General features: G+C 37.5%; 17 protein-coding genes. 15 read left to right on the top strand and 2 right to left on the bottom strand.

Translation table 11 applies throughout. The annotated features are described in order from the left end of the window. Positions 1 to 102 precede the first annotated feature (102 nt). Positions 103 to 1218, top strand: a complete 1116-nt coding sequence (locus AA0X71_RS20875) for an MGDG synthase family glycosyltransferase (RefSeq protein ID WP_413357189.1) — start codon at positions 103 to 105, stop codon at positions 1216 to 1218. A 212-nt stretch (positions 1219 to 1430) separates the two neighbouring features. Here the strand turns inward: AA0X71_RS20875 and AA0X71_RS20870 are convergent, their stop codons facing one another. Next, the gene (locus AA0X71_RS20870; RefSeq protein ID WP_019155363.1) at positions 1431 to 1580 is read right to left on the bottom strand and encodes a hypothetical protein; all 150 of its coding nucleotides are present in this window, start codon (positions 1578 to 1580) and stop codon (positions 1431 to 1433) included. A gap of 322 nt (positions 1581 to 1902) precedes the next feature. Here AA0X71_RS20870 and AA0X71_RS20865 point away from each other — a divergent pair, with 322 nt between their 5' ends. The 3 genes from AA0X71_RS20865 (at position 1903) to AA0X71_RS20855 (ending at position 4223) form a co-directional block, all read left to right on the top strand. Then, positions 1903 to 2748, top strand: a complete 846-nt coding sequence (locus AA0X71_RS20865) for a PHP domain-containing protein (protein ID WP_413357188.1) — start codon at positions 1903 to 1905, stop codon at positions 2746 to 2748. 3 nt (positions 2749 to 2751) lie between these two features. After that, a complete protein-coding gene (locus AA0X71_RS20860; RefSeq protein ID WP_413357187.1) occupies positions 2752 to 3384 on the top strand; it encodes a DapH/DapD/GlmU-related protein in 633 nt (210 codons plus the stop codon). A gap of 137 nt (positions 3385 to 3521) precedes the next feature. Beyond that, positions 3522 to 4223 carry a GntR family transcriptional regulator gene (locus tag AA0X71_RS20855; RefSeq protein WP_413357186.1) on the top strand — a complete coding sequence of 234 codons (702 nt, stop codon included), beginning with the start codon at positions 3522 to 3524 and terminating at the stop codon, positions 4221 to 4223. 465 nt (positions 4224 to 4688) lie between these two features. On the opposite strand, the gene AA0X71_RS20850 is transcribed toward AA0X71_RS20855, so the two are convergent. After that, positions 4689 to 5354, bottom strand: coding sequence for a GntR family transcriptional regulator (locus tag AA0X71_RS20850; protein WP_413357185.1), 666 nt, complete (start codon positions 5352 to 5354; stop codon positions 4689 to 4691). Positions 5355 to 5630: 276 nt separating this feature from the next. On the opposite strand from AA0X71_RS20850, the gene uxuA reads away from it, so the two are divergent. The 11 genes from uxuA to AA0X71_RS20795 all read left to right on the top strand — a co-directional run bounded on the left by uxuA (position 5631) and on the right by AA0X71_RS20795 (position 17813). Continuing rightward, positions 5631 to 6698: a mannonate dehydratase gene (gene uxuA, locus AA0X71_RS20845; protein ID WP_413357184.1), complete on the top strand. Its 1068-nt coding sequence runs from the start codon at positions 5631 to 5633 to the stop codon at positions 6696 to 6698. Positions 6699 to 6709: 11 nt separating this feature from the next. After that, positions 6710 to 8320 carry a mannitol dehydrogenase family protein gene (locus AA0X71_RS20840; RefSeq protein WP_413357183.1) on the top strand — a complete coding sequence of 537 codons (1611 nt, stop codon included), beginning with the start codon at positions 6710 to 6712 and terminating at the stop codon, positions 8318 to 8320. A gap of 181 nt (positions 8321 to 8501) precedes the next feature. Continuing rightward, on the top strand, positions 8502 to 9194 hold the full coding sequence (locus AA0X71_RS20835; RefSeq protein WP_413357182.1) for a GntR family transcriptional regulator: 693 nt from the start codon (positions 8502 to 8504) through the stop codon (positions 9192 to 9194). Positions 9195 to 9320: 126 nt separating this feature from the next. Further along, the gene (locus AA0X71_RS20830) at positions 9321 to 10346 is read left to right on the top strand and encodes a C4-dicarboxylate TRAP transporter substrate-binding protein (RefSeq protein WP_413357181.1); all 1026 of its coding nucleotides are present in this window, start codon (positions 9321 to 9323) and stop codon (positions 10344 to 10346) included. Between the two features lie 20 nt (positions 10347 to 10366). Continuing rightward, positions 10367 to 10834 (top strand): TRAP transporter small permease, encoded by a 468-nt coding sequence (locus tag AA0X71_RS20825; protein ID WP_413357180.1) that lies wholly within the window; start codon positions 10367 to 10369, stop codon positions 10832 to 10834. Between the two features lie 25 nt (positions 10835 to 10859). After that, complete coding sequence (locus AA0X71_RS20820; RefSeq protein ID WP_413357179.1) at positions 10860 to 12140, top strand: TRAP transporter large permease; 1281 nt, start codon at positions 10860 to 10862, stop codon at positions 12138 to 12140. Positions 12141 to 12182: 42 nt separating this feature from the next. Next, a complete protein-coding gene (locus AA0X71_RS20815) occupies positions 12183 to 12938 on the top strand; it encodes an SDR family NAD(P)-dependent oxidoreductase (RefSeq protein WP_413357178.1) in 756 nt (251 codons plus the stop codon). A 39-nt stretch (positions 12939 to 12977) separates the two neighbouring features. Beyond that, on the top strand, positions 12978 to 14384 hold the full coding sequence (gene uxaC, locus AA0X71_RS20810; protein WP_413357177.1) for a glucuronate isomerase: 1407 nt from the start codon (positions 12978 to 12980) through the stop codon (positions 14382 to 14384). 93 nt (positions 14385 to 14477) lie between these two features. Further along, positions 14478 to 15425 (top strand): sugar kinase, encoded by a 948-nt coding sequence (locus AA0X71_RS20805; protein ID WP_413357176.1) that lies wholly within the window; start codon positions 14478 to 14480, stop codon positions 15423 to 15425. Between the two features lie 28 nt (positions 15426 to 15453). Continuing rightward, entirely contained in the window at positions 15454 to 16098 is a 645-nt protein-coding gene (locus tag AA0X71_RS20800; RefSeq protein ID WP_413357175.1) for a bifunctional 4-hydroxy-2-oxoglutarate aldolase/2-dehydro-3-deoxy-phosphogluconate aldolase, read from the top strand. Between the two features lie 353 nt (positions 16099 to 16451). Then, complete coding sequence (locus AA0X71_RS20795; RefSeq protein WP_413357174.1) at positions 16452 to 17813, top strand: hypothetical protein; 1362 nt, start codon at positions 16452 to 16454, stop codon at positions 17811 to 17813. Positions 17814 to 17929: the final 116 nt, after the last annotated feature.

The following is a 17929-nucleotide window of genomic DNA, read 5'->3' as shown; positions in this document are numbered from 1 at the left end:
ACTTCGCTAAACACTTACTATTCCATTTTGTCTTCACAAATAATCCGTGAATTAAGAAAGACAAAGAAAGGGGACCTGTATAAATAGATGAGGAAGCCCAAAGTGTTAATTTTGACGGCTAATTATGGTAATGGTCATATTCAAGTGGCACGTGCACTTCAAGAACGCTTTGCACTTAATGATCGTGCGGATGTCAGTGTGAGGAATATTTATCAAGAAACCAATCCTCGCTTAAATGAATGGACAAGAAAATTATATTTAAAAAGTTTTACGAAGAGTGGTAAACATCTTTATCGGCTTTTTTACTATAGTAGCCAGGAAATAACGAAACGTCAAAATATCTTGTTGTTTCCTTATGGATATTCGACCTTGAATAAGATCATAGAGGAAGAGCAACCGGATGCCATCATTAATACTTACCCATCATATGCAGTTGAATATTTTTCAAAGAAAACAAATAAGATGATCCCCACCTTCACTGTTGTCACAGATTATTGCCTCCATCACGCGTGGATCCAACCCTCAATTGAGAAATATTACGTTGCAACAAAGCATCTTCAAACGATTTTAGAAAACAATGGAGTTGAACGAAACAAAATAGCAATCACTGGAATCCCAGTTGGAAAACAATTTGAAGAATCATTGTCTCGCTCATTTCTATTCAATAAATATCAATTAAATCCAAATTTAAAAACGGTCCTCATTGTGGCTGGTGCCTACGGTGTATCAAAAGAAATAAAATATATTTGTGAAGAATTACAGAAAAACAAGAATCTGCAAATTTTAGTTGTGTGTGGGAAAAATGAGCAGTTATTTACTCAGCTCCAAGAGAAATATCAATTGGAAAATAATATACGCCTTTTTAAATATGTTACCAATATGGAAGAATTATTTGATGTGGCCACATGTGTGATCACAAAACCAGGTGGAATTATTTTATCAGAGGCCACCGTGAAAAAGGTGCCTATCGTTTTACTAGGAGCAACACCAGGTCAGGAGAAAGAAAATGCCTTGTATTTTCAAAACGTCGGTGCGGCCATATTTTGTGAAAAATGGGGTCAAATTGCAGAAGAAGCACAGTATCTCGTCATGAATGAGGAAAGGCTCAAGAAAATGAAATCTTCATTAGCGGAAATTTCAGTTCCAGATGCTGCGAAGACGATTGTTCAAGATGTTTTGGATTCCTACTTCTGGAAAAAAGAGAAAATCATGCGTTAGAAATGTGAGGGAGGAAACAAAGTTGGATACGTCAACACATATCATGTATATTTTGGCTGAGTTAGTGAGAGGGATTGCGCAGGTTTTCTAGGTTATTGCGCACCTTTCGGGAATCATTTCGTGGCTTTTCAACTTAATTGCGCATCTCACTGGATTCAGCCTAACTTAAAGACCTTCACAAAAAAATTGTGAAGGTCTCTCAATATATGAAATTACTCGTTTGTTTCTTCTGTTTCAGTTTCAGCAGGTGTTTCTGTTTCATTCTCCTCAGTATCTACCTCATTTTGGTCTGCGCATGCTGTTAGTACACCAGTCAAAAGGAATGCTGCAAGCAATGATAAAGAAAGTTTCTTGAATTTCAAAAGAATCACCTCATTAAGTAAGTTTTTTGGTACTCCCTTATTGTAAAATCGAATTATTAATTGAATTTTAAATAAATTCGAATTTCTGTTAATTATTTCCGGTAACAACGTCCCAAATTATAAATAAACTTACGTACGACTTAGCGACTATAAGGGGCATGGGTTCTAGTTAGAATAAGGGAATGATGGACAAATCATTGAAATCTTTCTTAACAATCCCTTAAAAAGAAATTAACTTCAACTTAACCATCCGAACTTGGTACCAAGTTATTCTTGAATTAAGTTATAGTACGTGTTTTTTACAATAGAGGAGGTAATAGTCATGAAAGTCGAGTTTCATTGTCATACCAATATTTCAGATTGTCCGTTGTCAATCGAAGAGATTTTAAAATTAGCGGTTGAAGAGAACGTGAGCCATTTGGCGGTGACGAACCACGATACAACGAAAGGCCTCGAGGAAGCGATTGAAGTAGGAAAGAAGTTTGGAATTGAAGTAATTCCAGGAATTGAAGTGTCAGGCTATGATTTTGAAAGGGAGAGAAGGGTTCATATATTAGGTTATTTCGTTGAACCGGGACATGCGGTTATTGAAGCGGTTTGTGACCCACTCTTGGAACAGAGGCATAAAGCCTCTAAGGAAATGGTTCAAAGGCTCATTGATGGAGGCTATAACATCAGTTGGGAAAGATGTCTCGAAATTGCTCGTGGTGGGACGGGAGTATATAAACAGCACATTATGCAAGCATTGATTGAAAAAGAATATACCGATTCGATATACGGACCACTTTATAAGAAGTTATTTAATCGAAAGCCAGCTGGAATCGCCTTTATTCCGATGAAATATATAGATGCGAAAACAGCTGTAGAAATGATTCGACAAGCTGGTGGAGTTCCAGTACTAGCGCACCCTGGACAGTACGGAAACTTCGAAATGGTTCCGGATCTAGTGGAAGCAGGGTTAGAGGGAATTGAGGTATGGCATCCACTACATAGTGAAGAGCATGAGGAGCAAGCAAAAGAGTTAGCGAGGGAATTTGATCTCGTCATGACAGGAGGATCAGACTTTCACGGTGCATATGGGGAAAAACCTGTCCTAATTGGAAGTAAAAGCCCGGGGATCGAAACTTTACATGCCATTCAATTACGAAAAGAAAGGTTAGGTGTTTAATATATGCCGTTAATCTATCAGCCCAATGAAGAAAGAAGGCTGTCCACATCACCGAGCATTGATCCGTCGAGCCAAATTATTGATAGCTTTGCTGGGGAGTGGACCTCCATTGGTGCGAATAATAAGATTGTGGAATCATCATTTGGTGATTATACGTATACGATGGATGATGTTACTGTCAACTATACGGACATTGGGAAGTTCTGTTCCGTCGCTTCCCATGTATGTATTAATCCAGTTCAGCACCCAATGGATCGGGTCTCGCAGCATCACATGACCTATCGAAAGATCGCTTATAGCTTTGATGAGAAAGATGATGAGGAACTTTTTGATTGGCGGCGCACGCAAAAAGTGAAAATTGGCCATGATGTTTGGATTGGTCATGGTGCGATCATTATGAAGGGTGTAGAAATCGGAACAGGTGCGGTGGTTGGCTCCGGTGCTGTTGTGACGAAGGATGTTGAGCCTTACACCATTGTCGTGGGGACGCCAGCTAAGGCCTTAAAGCGAAGATTTTCAAGTGAAGTATCTGATAAACTACTAAAAATCGCCTGGTGGGACTGGCCAAGAGAAAAGCTTGAAGCCCATTTTGCTGAATTCAATGATTTAGATGCTTTTATTAAAAAACATGGATAAAAATTAGCGAGAGGCACAATTGTAAGTCCTAAATAGTTAGGGCTTTTTCTTTTACAAAGTTTACATAGTCGTAACAGTTTATTTATATTGCAACGTTATACTCTTAGTAGAATTGGTTCGAAGGGGGCAAAGCTAAATTGTCTGAGAAAGCAATGTTGGTTGATAGACTGATTTCGGAAATACGTGCAGGAAACTACAAGCCCAATGACAAGCTACCTTCAGAAAACGAGTTAGCCGATTTTTATCAAGTGCCGAGAATGGTTGTGCGGAAGGCCTATGAACGTCTACAGGAGCTTGGCTATATATTTTCCAAACAAGGAAAAGGAAGCTATGTGCAAAATCAAAAACTGCAAATTCCGCTCATCTTAACGGGAGATGTAAGTTTCAGTGAAAAAATGCGTGAGCTGAACTATCAATTTGAAACGAAGAATCTTACTTGTGAAAGAATTACATATGACTCTCTCATTTATCATGCTTTAAAGGTGAGAAAAGACGATGCCGTTTATAAAATTAGCCGTTTGCGTATTGTAGAAGACTGTCCGATAGCAGTTCATACATCCTATCTATCTCAGTCCATTTTTGAAAAGATTGATAGAGAAGGGGGAAGTATTTCCTCGATTTTTCAATATTTTTACCAACAAGGTTACAATGACTTTGAACCGATGAAAACAGAGCTAACTGTTATTTTTCCTAATAAAACGGAAAGAGAGCAATTAAAATGCCCTAGCCTCGTACCGTTGCTAAGTCTAGAGTCTGGATGTGTCGATCGAAACTCAGGGCAAGTACTCGAATATTCAAGAAATATTTATAGAAGTGATTGTTTTACTTATCTCATTTAATTGCTGAGGTTTTTGTATGCGTATAAACCTAGAATCTGGTTCCATAAACAACAACGTCTGCGAATTAAAAATCTTATTTGAACCGAAAAAAGTGGAGAAAATCGATTCGATTATCTCCACTTTTTTTTCATTATCTACCAGGAATTTCTAAATTCCCTCGACTTGTGGATAAATGTTCGTATAAACGGTAGTAGTATCGGTATGAATAAATAACAGGAAAAATTCCGCTTAATGAGCAACCATCATGAAAAAGAGCCGAAATAACAGGAAAAATTCCTGCTATTCACTCAAAAAATGCCAAAATAAACGCTTTTGCCCTCCATAAGCGGAAAATCTTCCGTTATTTCCCCTAAAAGGGACTTCACTGAGGAGATAACAGGAAAAATTCCGCTTAAGGGTGAGAGATGTTTGGATCGAATTAGACAAACCGGGAGCTTCCTACATTTTGTAGATGCTTTTTTCATTCTATAGATCATCAGAGCTTTTGATATATTCCCCAAAATTTTCTTGCAAATCAAGAGAATTGATATCTGCTTGAAGGTGATGATGTACGAGTTCATTGATCTGCTCCGTTTCCCCTTGGACTAAAAGGGTAACCATTAATTCATGTTCTTGTTGAATATTGGATAACTTATCCTTTTTATGCATATTGAGCATTCTGAAACGGATATAGTGTACCTGAAATTGCTGAATTAAATTCCATAGAAACGATCTGCCAGCCAACTCATATAAGGTTTTGTGAAAAGTATCGTCTAGCTGCAAAAATGTCTCTAATCCATCTTTATCATTAATACATTCTTTTTGCTTAGTGAGGATCGTTTTTAATTCATGTAATCCCTTTAATGGAAGATGGCCATTTAATTCTTTCAGGATTTCTTTTTCTAACGTACTTCTTAAAAAGATAAGCTGTTCGACAGATTCTAAATCTATATAAGAAACGACGCTTCCTTTTTTTGGATAAATATTAATGTAATCTTCCAACGAAAGCTGCTTAAGAATATCTCGAATTGGCGTACGAGATATTTGATACCGCTCGGACAGTGTCGTTTCACTAATAATCGTTCCAGGCTTTAACTGTAAGGAAAGGATATCCCTTTTTAACTCATTCATAATTTCCTTTTTTAAGGACATGTTAAAACCAACCTTCTCTTTTATAATTCTAAAACTAGTATACATGTTTAAATTTGTAAAATCTATAGAAAGTTCAATTCGCATAGTATTAACTAAGGTTTAACAGTGTTTTTGAAGATAACGATTGACAAGAGATTAATCCGTAGATTATGATGAACGTATCTTGTATACAAGATTTTTTGTCTGCGAGGATGCTTGATTTTTATTATTTTGGACAGAGGTGTCTCTGTTTCTATGAAGATATGTAAATTTTAAAAATACGAGGGAGTGTTCACGATGAAAATGACGTGGAGATGGTACGGCGATGGGAATGATTCAATTACCCTTGACCATATTCGCCAAATACCAGGTGTAATGGGTATTGTTTGGTCTCTGCATGATAAGGTTGCTGGAGAAGAATGGGAAATGGAAAGAATCCAAGAGGTAGCTGACCAAATTAGAAGCAAAGGCTTTAGTCCTGAAGTTGTAGAAAGCGTAAACATTCACGATGATATTAAAATTGGTTTACCGACAAGAGATAAGTATATTGATATTTATATTGATACGATTAAAAAGCTTTCAAAAGTCGGCGTTAAAGTAATCTGCTACAATTTTATGCCAGTATTTGATTGGACAAGAACCGATTTATATAAAGAACTACCTGATGGTTCAAATGCGTTATTTTATGAAAAGGCTGCCATTACGGATGACCCGAATGATATGGTAAAGAAAATACTAGATAGCTCTGGTGGATTTACACTACCTGGTTGGGAGCCAGAACGTTTGGCAAAATTAGATGAACTGTTTAAAGCTTACGAGCCAGTAACGGAAGATGTTCTATTTGAAAATCTGAAATACTTTTTAGAAAGAGTCATTCCTGTATGTGAAGAGGTTGATGTGAAAATGGCGATCCATCCAGATGACCCAGCATGGCCAATCTTTGGATTACCACGTATTATTCGCAACAGAGATTATATTAGGAGATTCCTTGATTTAGTAGATAGTCCTTATAATGGATTAACATTCTGTACGGGTTCATTAGGTTCTAACCCAGAAAATGATTTACCTGCGATGATTCGAGAGTTTCATGATCGCATCCACTTTGCCCATATCCGTAACGTGAAAGTTTTTGAAAACGGTGATTTTATCGAAGTTTCTCACCGTGGTCAAGATGGAAGTGTCGATGTCCCTGAAGTCATTAAGGCGTATCACGAAAATGGATTTAGCGGTTTTGTACGACCAGACCATGGACGTCATCTATGGGGTGAAGAGAAGCAGTGCAGACCTGGATATGGATTGTACGATCGAGCAATGGGAATTATGTACATGCTTGGTGTATGGGACAGTCTTGAAAACGGAAAGTGAGGTAAATGGAGATGTTAACGCTTAATAGAGAAAGTATTGTCAATGAAGCAGCAGTTTGGAAAGAAATTGGCGTAGAGCTACCTCAGTTCGATTTTGCAAAAGTAGTTGAAAACACAAAAGTAAATCCTCAGTGGGTTCATTTTGGAGCAGGAAATATCTTTAGAGGCTTTGTTGCGAATGCTCATCAAAAACTATTAAACCAAAAGTTAGCGGAAACAGGGATCATTGCGGCTGAGACATTTGATTTTGAAATGATTGATAAAGTATATAAGCCTTATGATAATTTGACATTACTTGTCAAAATGAAGGCAAATGGCGAATTTGAGAAAAATGTTATAAGCAGTATCGTTGAAGGCATTGCTGTTGAACCAAGCAGACAAGAGGATTACGAGCGCTTAGTTGAGGTTTTTGAAAATCCAAGTCTACAGCTTGCAAGCTTTACGATTACGGAAAAAGGGTATTCTTTAACCGACCCGAGTGGTGAATACTTGGGAATTGTCAAAAAGGACATTGAAAACGGATTGGAAAATCCAATTCATGCGATGAGTGTCGTAACTTCATTAGCCCACCGCAGATATGTTAAAGGGCAATTTCCAATGACTTTTGTCAGTATGGATAACTGTTCCCATAACGGAGACAGATTGAGAAATGCAGTCTTAACAATGGCGAAGGAATGGCAACAGAGAGGTTTTGTGGACGAAGGATTTGTCGCGTATTTAACGGACGAGCGTAAAATTACTTTCCCACTATCTATGATTGATAAAATCACGCCAAGGCCTTCGGAAACTGTTCAACAAGCATTATTAGACTTGGGAATTGGTGAAATGGATGTCATTGTGACGTCGAAAAATACGTATACTGCACCGTTCGTAAATGCAGAAGTGAGTGAATATCTAGTCATTGAGGATAAATTCACGAATGGTCGTCCGGCTTTAGAGGAAGCAGGAATCATTTTTACAGACCGAGATACGGTTAATAATATTGAAACGATGAAAGTCACAACTTGTTTAAATCCACTTCATACCGCGTTGGCTGTTTCTGGTTGTCTGTTAGGGTATACATTGATTGCTGATGAAATGAAGGATCCTACATTGAAGAAATTTGTTGAAACAATTGGTTATGAAGAAGGTCTGAAAGTAGTCGTCGATCCAAAAATTATTAGTCCAAAGGGATTCCTTGATGAAGTATTAAATGAGCGCTTTGCCAATCCGTTTATTCCGGATACACCGCAGCGTATTGCTACTGACACTTCTCAAAAGGTGGGAATTCGTTTCGGTGAAACGCTTAAATCCTATCAAAAGCGAGAAGATTTGAATCCAGCTGATTTAACAGCTATTCCATTAGCGATTGCGACATGGTGTCGTTATTTACTCGGAATAAATGATGAAGGCCAACCGTTCACACTTAGTCCAGATCCATTACTTGATAGCCTACAATCTACTTTACAAGGGGTTTCATTAGGGGACCAAACATCCAATGTAAAAGCTATTTTATCAAATGAAACTATTTTTGGAATCAATTTATATGGAATTGGTTTAGGAGAAAAAATTGAAATCATGTTTCATGAAATGCTTTCAGGAACAGGTGCAGTCCGACAAACGCTAGAAAAATATATTGGATAATAGTCATTACTGAGTTTCTTAAAAATTTGCTAGTCTACGTTAAGACGTTGACACGTAAGAGAAATTTGTCGAAATTAAGAAAAATATAAAATTTTAGGGAATTTTCTTTCTTGTACACTACCATACAAGTATAGTAGTGTGGTAGTATATGAAATATAGAAGGGAGGTTCTCTAAAATAAAATGTTAGACGTAGACTTAGCAAAGAAAGTAATGGTTAACAAATACTCAACTCGAGATTATGTTTATCAACAATTAAAAGAAAACATTGTAAATTTAAAGCTGGAGCCGGGCTTGAGTATATCTGAAAAGGAAATTGCCGAGTGGCTTAGTGTAAGCCGAACACCGGTGAGAGAAGCTTTTGTAAGATTAAATCAAGAGCAGTTATTAGAGGTATATCCACAAAGAGGCACGTTCGTATCGTTAATTGATCGCAACCATGTTGATGATGCGAGATTTATCAGGGAACATTTGGAAGTTGCAACTGTAAGAGAGGCTTGTAAAAGCTTTCCTGAAGACAAAATTGCTTTGTTAGAGAAAAATATTGAAACTCAGCACCGTTGTGTGGAAGAAAAAGATTATGAACAGTTATTCGAATTAGATGAAGAGTTTCATGGCACGATTGCAATAGGTTCACAGAAAAGTAGAGTCTGGGTCGTCATCCAAGAGATGAACAGCCACTTAAATCGAGTTCGACTTCTTAGTCTTGCTTCGAAATTTAACTGGGAGACTCTTTTGCTACAACATAGTGAGATATTAAAAGCGATCAAAGAAAAAGATTCGGAAACGGCCGCAAAAGTAATGGCTAAGCATTTACAATTAGTATCTGTTGATCAGGATGAGCTAAAGAAAGCATATCCGAGTTACTTTAAATAAAAGTCAATGTAGATTCGTCTACTTGGAGAATTTTCCGATTAACTATAACGTTTTCGATGAAAGCGGTATCTTTGGTTGAAAGTCTTAAAAAAATCTATTTTAACTATTTTAAGGAGGACCTTAACGATGAAAGGGAAAATCTTAGCTTTACTATTAATTTTTGCAATGGTAATTGTAAGCGCTTGTGGGAATAAAGAAGAGGCTAGTAATGGTGAAAAATCGGGCGATAATGCTTCAAATGACAACGTTTACACATTGAAATTAGGAACAGCATTAACTCCAACGGATCCAATCTATCAAGGTTTAGAAGCATTTAAAGCTGCTGTTGAGGAAAAGACAGAAGGAAAAGTGGTTATTGAAATTTATGGTAGTGGTGCTTTAGGAGAAGATAAGGATATTGTTGAACAAGCTATTATGGGTGCAAATGTTGGGGTAATCGTTGATACTGGTCGTCTTGCGGAAATGGTTCCGGAAATTGGAATTTTGTCAGCACCATATATTGTTGACAGCTATGATGAAGCAAGAGAAGTGGTTATGTCCGACTTATTTAAAGGTTGGGAAGAGAAGCTAGTAAATGAGTTTGATGTAGAAATTCTTTCTTTTAACTGGTACCAAGGGGATCGTCACCTATTAACAAATAAACCAATTAATAAGCCAGAAGATTTAAAAGGGTTAAAATTACGTACGCCTGGTGCTGCAATTTGGACAGAAACAATCACTGCAATGGGTGCAAGTCCGGCTGGTATGCCTTGGTCTGAAGTTTATCCTGGAGTTCAACAGGGTGTAATTGATGGAGCAGAAGCACAGCATCCAGCAACATATGGAGCAAAATTACACGAAGTTATTTCTAATATCTCTAAAACTTCACACTTCCAATTATTAACAGGATTAGTCGTTGGTTCACAATGGATGGAAACACTTCCAACTGAATATCAAGAAATCTTGAAAGAAGAAGCATTTATTGCAGGTGATGAAGCTTCAACAAACACGGTTAATATGTTAGATGATTTCGAACAAAAAATGGTCGATGAAGGCGTAGAAGTAATTGAAGTAGACAAAGCATTATTCAAAGAAAAAACAGATGCTGTATACGATAAATTTGAAGGGTACCAAGAGCTTCGTCAGCAAATCAACGAGCTACTTGGAAAATAATATAAAGGTGAGTGGCTAGAATGAAAAATATTACTCACGGACTACTGAAATTAGAAACAATCCTAACAAGCGGTTTAATGGTTGGTGTAGTTCTATTTGTATTCGTAGCTGCGGTCATGAGATGGGTCGGTGCACCCCTCTCATGGTCTGTAGAATTTGCCCAGTTACTATTTGTTTGGGTTATTTTCCTAGGAGCTAATAAAGCATTAAGAGAAGGAAAGCATATTGGCGTTGACTTTATTACAAGTAGATTACCAGAAAAGTTTTCTAATCTAATTGCGATTATCATGAATCTTTTAATGATTTCATTTCTAGTATTCGTTGGATACCATGGTACGTTACTGAGCATTGAGAATTCAGTGCGATTAATTAATAACCTACCATTTAGCTATTCATTCGTAACGATGGCTGTTCCAATTGGTGCTGCTTTAATGATCATTACACTTCTTATTAACACTTCAAAACTAATAAAAAAACAATTCGCATAGAAATTGAAGAAAGGAGGAAGATCAGATGATACTGTTAGCAGTTATCTTTTTCATACTGCTTTTCCTTAATATGCCTGTTGCTTTTGCAATAGGAATTGCCAGTTTATCCTATTTCTTGTTTGAACCGAATTTACCGATTTCGATTACCGTTCAGCGAATGGTTTCCGGGACGCAATCTTTTCCATTGTTAGCTGTCCCGTTTTTTATATTAGCGGGTAACTTAATGAATTCAGCTGGTATTACTTCAAGATTAATCCGTTTTTCAAATGCATTGACAGGTCACATTCAAGGTAGTTTAGCGCATGTCTCGATTGTCCTCAGTACAATCATGGGAGGGATATCAGGCTCAGCCAATGCTGATGCGGCAATGCAAAGTAGAATACTCGGACGCAAAATGATTGATAGAGGATATTCTGGTGGATATTCAGTAGGTGTTATTGCATTTAGTTCATTAATTACAGCTACGATCCCACCAAGTATTGGACTTATCTTGTATGGTTATGTAGGAGAAGTTTCGATTGGGAAACTATTTTTAGCTGGTATTATTCCTGGGGTTTTAATGATGACCTTCCTGATGGTCGTTGCCTATGTGATTGCGAAAAAGAGAGGCTATGACTCCATCGACCGTCCAAAGCGAGCTACTTTTAAAGAAGTGATGAGTGCTTTAAAGGCAAGTATTTGGGCTCTTCTATTCCCAGTCATTTTAATTGTTGGAATTCGTTTCGGAATATTTACGGCATCTGAGGCAGGTTCTTTCGCTGTCGTATATGCATTAATAATTGGCTTCTTTATTCATAAAGAACTAGATTGGAAGAAATTTAAGGAAGCAGTAAAACAGTCAGTAGTGGATAATGCGATGATTCTATTAATCATTTCAACATCTGCAATCCTCGGATATTTAATTACGTATAATCAATTACCGAGAACGGCTGCTGAATTTATTATTGGTCTTACTTCAAGCCCAACACTAATCTTATTCTTAGTGTTATTGTTCTTACTAGTCATTGGGATGTTTATCGAATCAACGGTTATTGTTTTATTATTAACGCCTATTTTCTTACCTATTATTACTCAAATTGGTGTAGATCCAGTTCATTTTGGGATTCTCATGATGACTCTTGTAACAATGGGAGGTATGACTCCACCAGTAGGGGTGACGATGTATACGGTATGTTCCTTGACGGATGTATCGGTAGAAGATTACGTAAAAGAGTCTTGGCCATTCATGGCAGGGGTTATTCTGCTCGTAACTATATTGGCTTTGTTCCCACAGATCGTTACATTCCTACCAAATCTATTAATGTAGTTCATAGGAGTAAACTTTGAGAAAATGGAACGGAGTGATTGGATGTACTCATTTCAGGATAAAGTAGTATTTGTTACTGGTAGTAGTTCTGGTATCGGAAAATCAATTGTTTTAGGATTCTCAGAGCTTGGCGCTTCTGTTATTGTGCACGGAAATAGGAATATCATAGAAGCTGAAAAACTGGTTGAGCAAATTAATGAAAAAGGAAACAAGGCGTTATTGGTGACAGGAGATGTCACAGATGCTCAGCAAATAAACGAAATGGTCGCAAAAATCGATCAAGAGTTTGGTAGAGTAGATGTTTTAGTTAATAACGCCGGATCCATGGTACAACGAAGTAAAATTGAGGATATGGATGAAGAATTATGGGATCGTATCTTCAATGTGAATGTAAAGTCTGCCTTTCTTGTGACAAAGGCTGTGTTGCCATTGATGAAGAAACAGGCAAAAGGCAAGATTATTAATGTCACGTCCATCGCTGCACGAAATGGCGGTGGGGGCGGCGCTGTCGCTTATGCCTCGGCAAAGGGTGCTTTAAGCACGTTTACACGTGGGTTAGCGAAAGAATTGATAGAAGATCATATTTATGTCAATGGAATTGCTCCAGGCTTTATCGGCACCCCTTTTCATTCAAACACATCAGAAGAAATGAAGAAAAACATGGAAAAGCAAATTCCGATGAAACGAGTTGGAGCGCCAGAGGAAATGGTCGGTGCTATTCTATTTCTAGCCTCTGATGCAGCGAGCTATATTACTGGTGAAGTAATTGAAGTCAATGGTGGACTACTAATGGACTAAAACCAAAATTTTTGCACGGCTTGTAGGAGGTAGATTTTTTTGAAGGCGTTTATGGATGAAGATTTTTTACTAGAAACAGAAAGCGCGAAAAAATTATTTCATGAATATGCGAAAGATATGCCTATTTATGATTATCACTGTCACTTATCTGCACAAGAAATTGCTGAAAATAAGAGATTTAGAAATATTACAGATGTTTGGCTTGATGGGGACCATTACAAATGGAGAGCACTTCGAGCGAATGGAATCAAGGAAGAGTATATCACTGGGAATAAATCCGACAAGGAAAAATTTCAAGTATGGGCTGATACGATCCCTCATTGTATCGGAAACCCACTCTATCACTGGACCCATCTAGAACTACAAAGATGCTTTAATCTCTTTGATACTCTAAACGAAAAAACGGCGGATGATATTTGGGAAAAGAGTAATGCTGTCATTGAGCAAGAGTCATTTTCTGCAAGGGAGCTCTTGTTTAAATTCAATGTTAAAGCACTGTGCACAACTGATGATCCGTTAGATACATTAGAATACCATCAGCAATTAAAGGAAGATCCAAACTTTGATGTAGAGGTATTGCCAACTTTTCGTCCTGACGGTGCGCTGAATGTAGATTTGGACAGCTTTACGGACTGGTTAGAAAAGCTACAAACGATTACAGGAATTACGATTGATTCCTTTGCAAGCTTTTTAGAAGCGTTAAAAGATCGAGTTCGTTTCTTTCATGAAGTCGGATGTCGATTATCAGATCATGGTTTAGATTCTTCGTTCTTCTTAAAAGGAACAGAGTCTGAGGTTCAGGAAATCTTTCAGAAGAGATTATCAGGGTCTGAGCTTACGAATGAGGAAATCGTCAAGTTAAAAACAGAAGTTCTTGTCAATTTAGGGAAAATGTATAAAGAGCATGGCTGGGCTATGCAACTGCATATAGGTGGCTTAAGAAATAACAATACAAAAATGTTAAATTCAGTTGGACCGAATACTGGATTTGACTCCATTGCTGATTTCACTTATGGTGAGGAACTTTCTGCACTTCTAGATGAATTAGAAAAGGATTCGTCCCTACCAAAAACGATTGTTTACAATTTAAATCCACGTGATAATTATATGATTGGTTCAATGGTTGGGAATTTCCAAGCAGATATCCCAGGGAAAATTCAATTTGGTACAGCGTGGTGGTTTAACGATAATAGAGACGGTATGGAAGAGCAAATCAAAGCTCTGGCTAATTTAGGAGTTCTTTCAAGATTTGTAGGAATGGTAACTGATTCTAGAAGCTTCCTTTCTTATCCGAGACATGAGTATTTTAGAAGAATCCTCTGTAATGTGATTGGAAACTGGGTCGAAAATGGCGAATATCCAGCCGACTTTGATTACTTGGGTAAAATGGTTGAAAATATCTGCTATAACAATATTAAAAATTACATGGAAGTTTCCAACGTTTAAAACGAAGGAAAGACGAAAGGTTAACTAAATAGAAGTACCCCATCTTTGTCGTTAACCTCGTTAAAGAATAAATACATGATTGGGGGAATGATGATGGACGTTGTAACAATAGGAGAATCAATGGTTGTCTTCACTCCTACCTCTCCGCTAATGAGATATGCTCATACGTATTCGCGAAAATTTGGTGGTGCCGAAACCAATGTAGCGATTGGCTTAACGCGTTTAGGACATGGAGTTGGTTGGATTAGTAGGGTTGGAGAAGATGAATTCGGCAAATCCTTACTTTCATTTATCCGAGGAGAAGGTGTCGACGTATCTCAAGTGTTATATGATAAGACTGCCTCTACTGGAATCTATTTTAAAGAGATTCGTCATGGCGGGGATGTTCGTGTGCAATATTATAGAAGTAACTCGGCAGCGAGTCATCTTTTACCAGAGGATATCGATCCAGAATATATAAAAAAGGCGAAGTATTTACATGTCACAGGTATTACTCCTGCTTTAAGTAAAAGCTGTTACGAAACGGTATTGCATGCCATCCATATCGCTAAAGAACATGGTGTAAAGGTGGTTTTTGACCCTAATCTTCGAAAAAAGCTATGGTCAGAAGAAGAAGCAAGAAAAGTATTGCTTGAATTGGCTGGATTAGCGGACATTGTTCTCCCTGGCGTAGACGAAGGGAAATTTATGTTTGGCGAAGGCGATCCGGAAAAACTTTGTCAGCTATTTTTAAATCAAGGCGCTTCTGTTGTCATCCTAAAAGTAGGAGCAAAGGGTGCGTATTACGGTACAAAAGATAAAATAAAGCTCGTTCCAGGATTCCCAGTCGAGACGGTAATTGACCCTGTTGGTGCTGGTGATGGATTTGCTGCCGGGATTATTTCAGGATTATTGGATGGAATAGAACTTGAGAAGGCTGTTGAACGTGGAAATGCTGTCGGAGCGATCGCGACGCAAGTAGAAGGTGACTTTGAAAGCTTACCAGATCGAGATGAGCTGTTCCGCTTTTTCCATTCAACAGAAGACGATATTAATCGATAATATCAAAAAAAGGTTTGGTGGAGGTATTATGAATCTTATCGATCAGATTAAAGATAGTGGGATTGTCGCAGTTATACGTGGAGCTAATAAAGATAATATCATTCCAGTGGCAAAAGCATTAAGTGCTGGTGGCGTTAAGGCTCTTGAATTAACAGTAGAAACGCCAAAAATTTTATCATTAGTTGAGATGGTTGCCGATGAATTGAAAGACGAGGTAATCGTAGGAGTTGGAACAGTCCTAGATCCTGAAACAGCAAGAGCATCGATTATGGCTGGGGCAAAATTCGTGTTCTCACCGGTTGTCAATATTGAAACCATCAAGATGACAAAAAGATACGGTGTCGTAAGTGTACCTGGTGCGTTTACACCAACAGAAATTTTAACTGCTTATGAAAACGGAGCAGACTTAATTAAAGTATTCCCTGCTAATTTACTAGGGCCACGTTTCTTTAAAGATATGCGTGGACCACTGCCTCATATCCCATTAATGCCAACTGGAGGAATTGATGTTTCTAACGTTGGTGAATATATCCGTGCAGGTGCTGTCGCAGCTGGTGCAGGAAGCACACTTGTAGATATGAAACAAGTCATTGATGAGGAATACTGTCAAAAAGTTACGTTGAAAGCTAGTCAGTTTGTCGAAGAAGTAAAGCGAGCTAGAGAAACAAAGTAATAAAAATTAGGGGCGCATAATGCGCCCTTTATCTGTATCTAGAAAATAAATTCTAGGGTGGATTCGGACATGATCAAGGTTGTAGTGCTGGATTGAGTCCGAATCCGGTCGCGATTCGGACCCACATTGGGATGTAGTACGAGATTGAGTCCGAATCCAAGCCCAATTCGGACAAGTCCAAGGTTATATTTTTAGGAAGAGTCCGAATCCAACCCACAATTCGGATACAAGCTTGGCTAAATTGCCTGCTTCCATCCCATCATTTATGAATTTAAAAAAATCTGATCATCACCCAATATATCATGGCCATTAAATTATAGTTTGAATCGAGGTTAGACGAAGTGAAAATAAAGGTGAATTCTACATATTCATCCTTGGTCATTTGCCTTTTTAGTTTTGTGATAGCACTTAATCTATTAAATTTATTTATCCAAAGTAACATGTTGACGTACGTAATTGGAATATTAGCCATTATTTGTATCGGGATTTCTTTTCATAGAACAGACAGATTCATTAAATATACGGGCAGTATTTTTCTATTGATCGGTATAGCGATTGTTATTATGAAACAAGAATCTTTCTTAACGATTCCTTATAAAATGCTCTCCATGTTAGATTTATTAGGATTAATCATCATTCTTCCTTTTATCACTAGTATTATTAAAGTAGGGAAGTATGAACACAATGTAAACAAATTATTGAAAGCAAATATTGATCATCTTGGTCAAGTGTACAATCGTGGCTCTTTATCTTCTTTTTTAGTGGGGTCATTTTTAAACTTGGCTACATTACCACTTTTAATCAACTCTTTATTGAGAAATTTAAGCAATGTCAGTAGCCAAATAAAAAACAAACTGATTAGTCAATCCGTTTTAAGAGGGTATAGTCTTTGTTTAATTTGGAGTCCGATGGAGTTATTAGTCGCGATGACGGTTGATGTGACAGGTGTTGGCTACACAACCTATTTACCATGGCTCTTAATGCTTTCGCTGTTACTCCTGTTATTGGATTGGTTAATGGGTTTCAAATACAAGAAATACAAATATGAAAAAGGGGATAGTGGCAATGAGCCATTATCGATGTCCAATTATAAAAAAATCGCCATCATGATTTTTGCTCTTGCCCTTTTTATTACGAGCGTCAATATGTTCCGAAACTGGACGGATATCGGCTTTATTACTTCGGTTACACTCGTAATTATCCCTTTTTCCATCATATGGTCATTATTGATTAAACGGTTTAAGGCTTATTTGAGTTACAGTGTGAAAAGCTGGCAAAGAAGCACTAGTAAACTACAAAACTATTTCTTTTTGTTTTTAAGTGCAGGATTTTTTATTACGATGCTAAAAGAAACATCGATTTTTTCCTATATGCAGCATCCATTCTTTTTAGCAGCAGAGTATCCTATCCTTCTTTTTGTCATTATTCAAGTGATCTTTTTACTGTTTGCGATGGTCGGCTTTCACCCATTGGTCACTTTCAGCATTCTTGGAGAAATCTTAAAGCCACTTATGGCAACCATTTCTCCAATTAGCATCGGTTTTGTTTTAATTATGTCAAGCTTGTCGACGGCTGTAGCGGGACCATATAATTTAAGCGTTTCATTAACTGGTTCAATACTGAAAACAAATCCCTATTTTGTTTCACTATGGAATTTGGTTTTTGCCCTCTTATTCGGTAGTGCCGGAACCATTCTAGCCTTGTTTTTTCTATAATTTTTCTCAGATGAAAAGTCACCAATTATGGTGGCTTTTTTTGCATCCTCTTTACAAAATCCAAACAAACTTCACGATTCTTTAACGTTCACTCACTTGGCAACAAGATAGATTAG

It is taken from the genome of Robertmurraya phoenicis, from assembly GCF_047302285.1.
Taxonomy (GTDB): Bacteria; Bacillota; Bacilli; order Bacillales; family Cytobacillaceae; genus Robertmurraya.
This window is presented reverse-complemented; position numbering and strand designations above follow the sequence as displayed.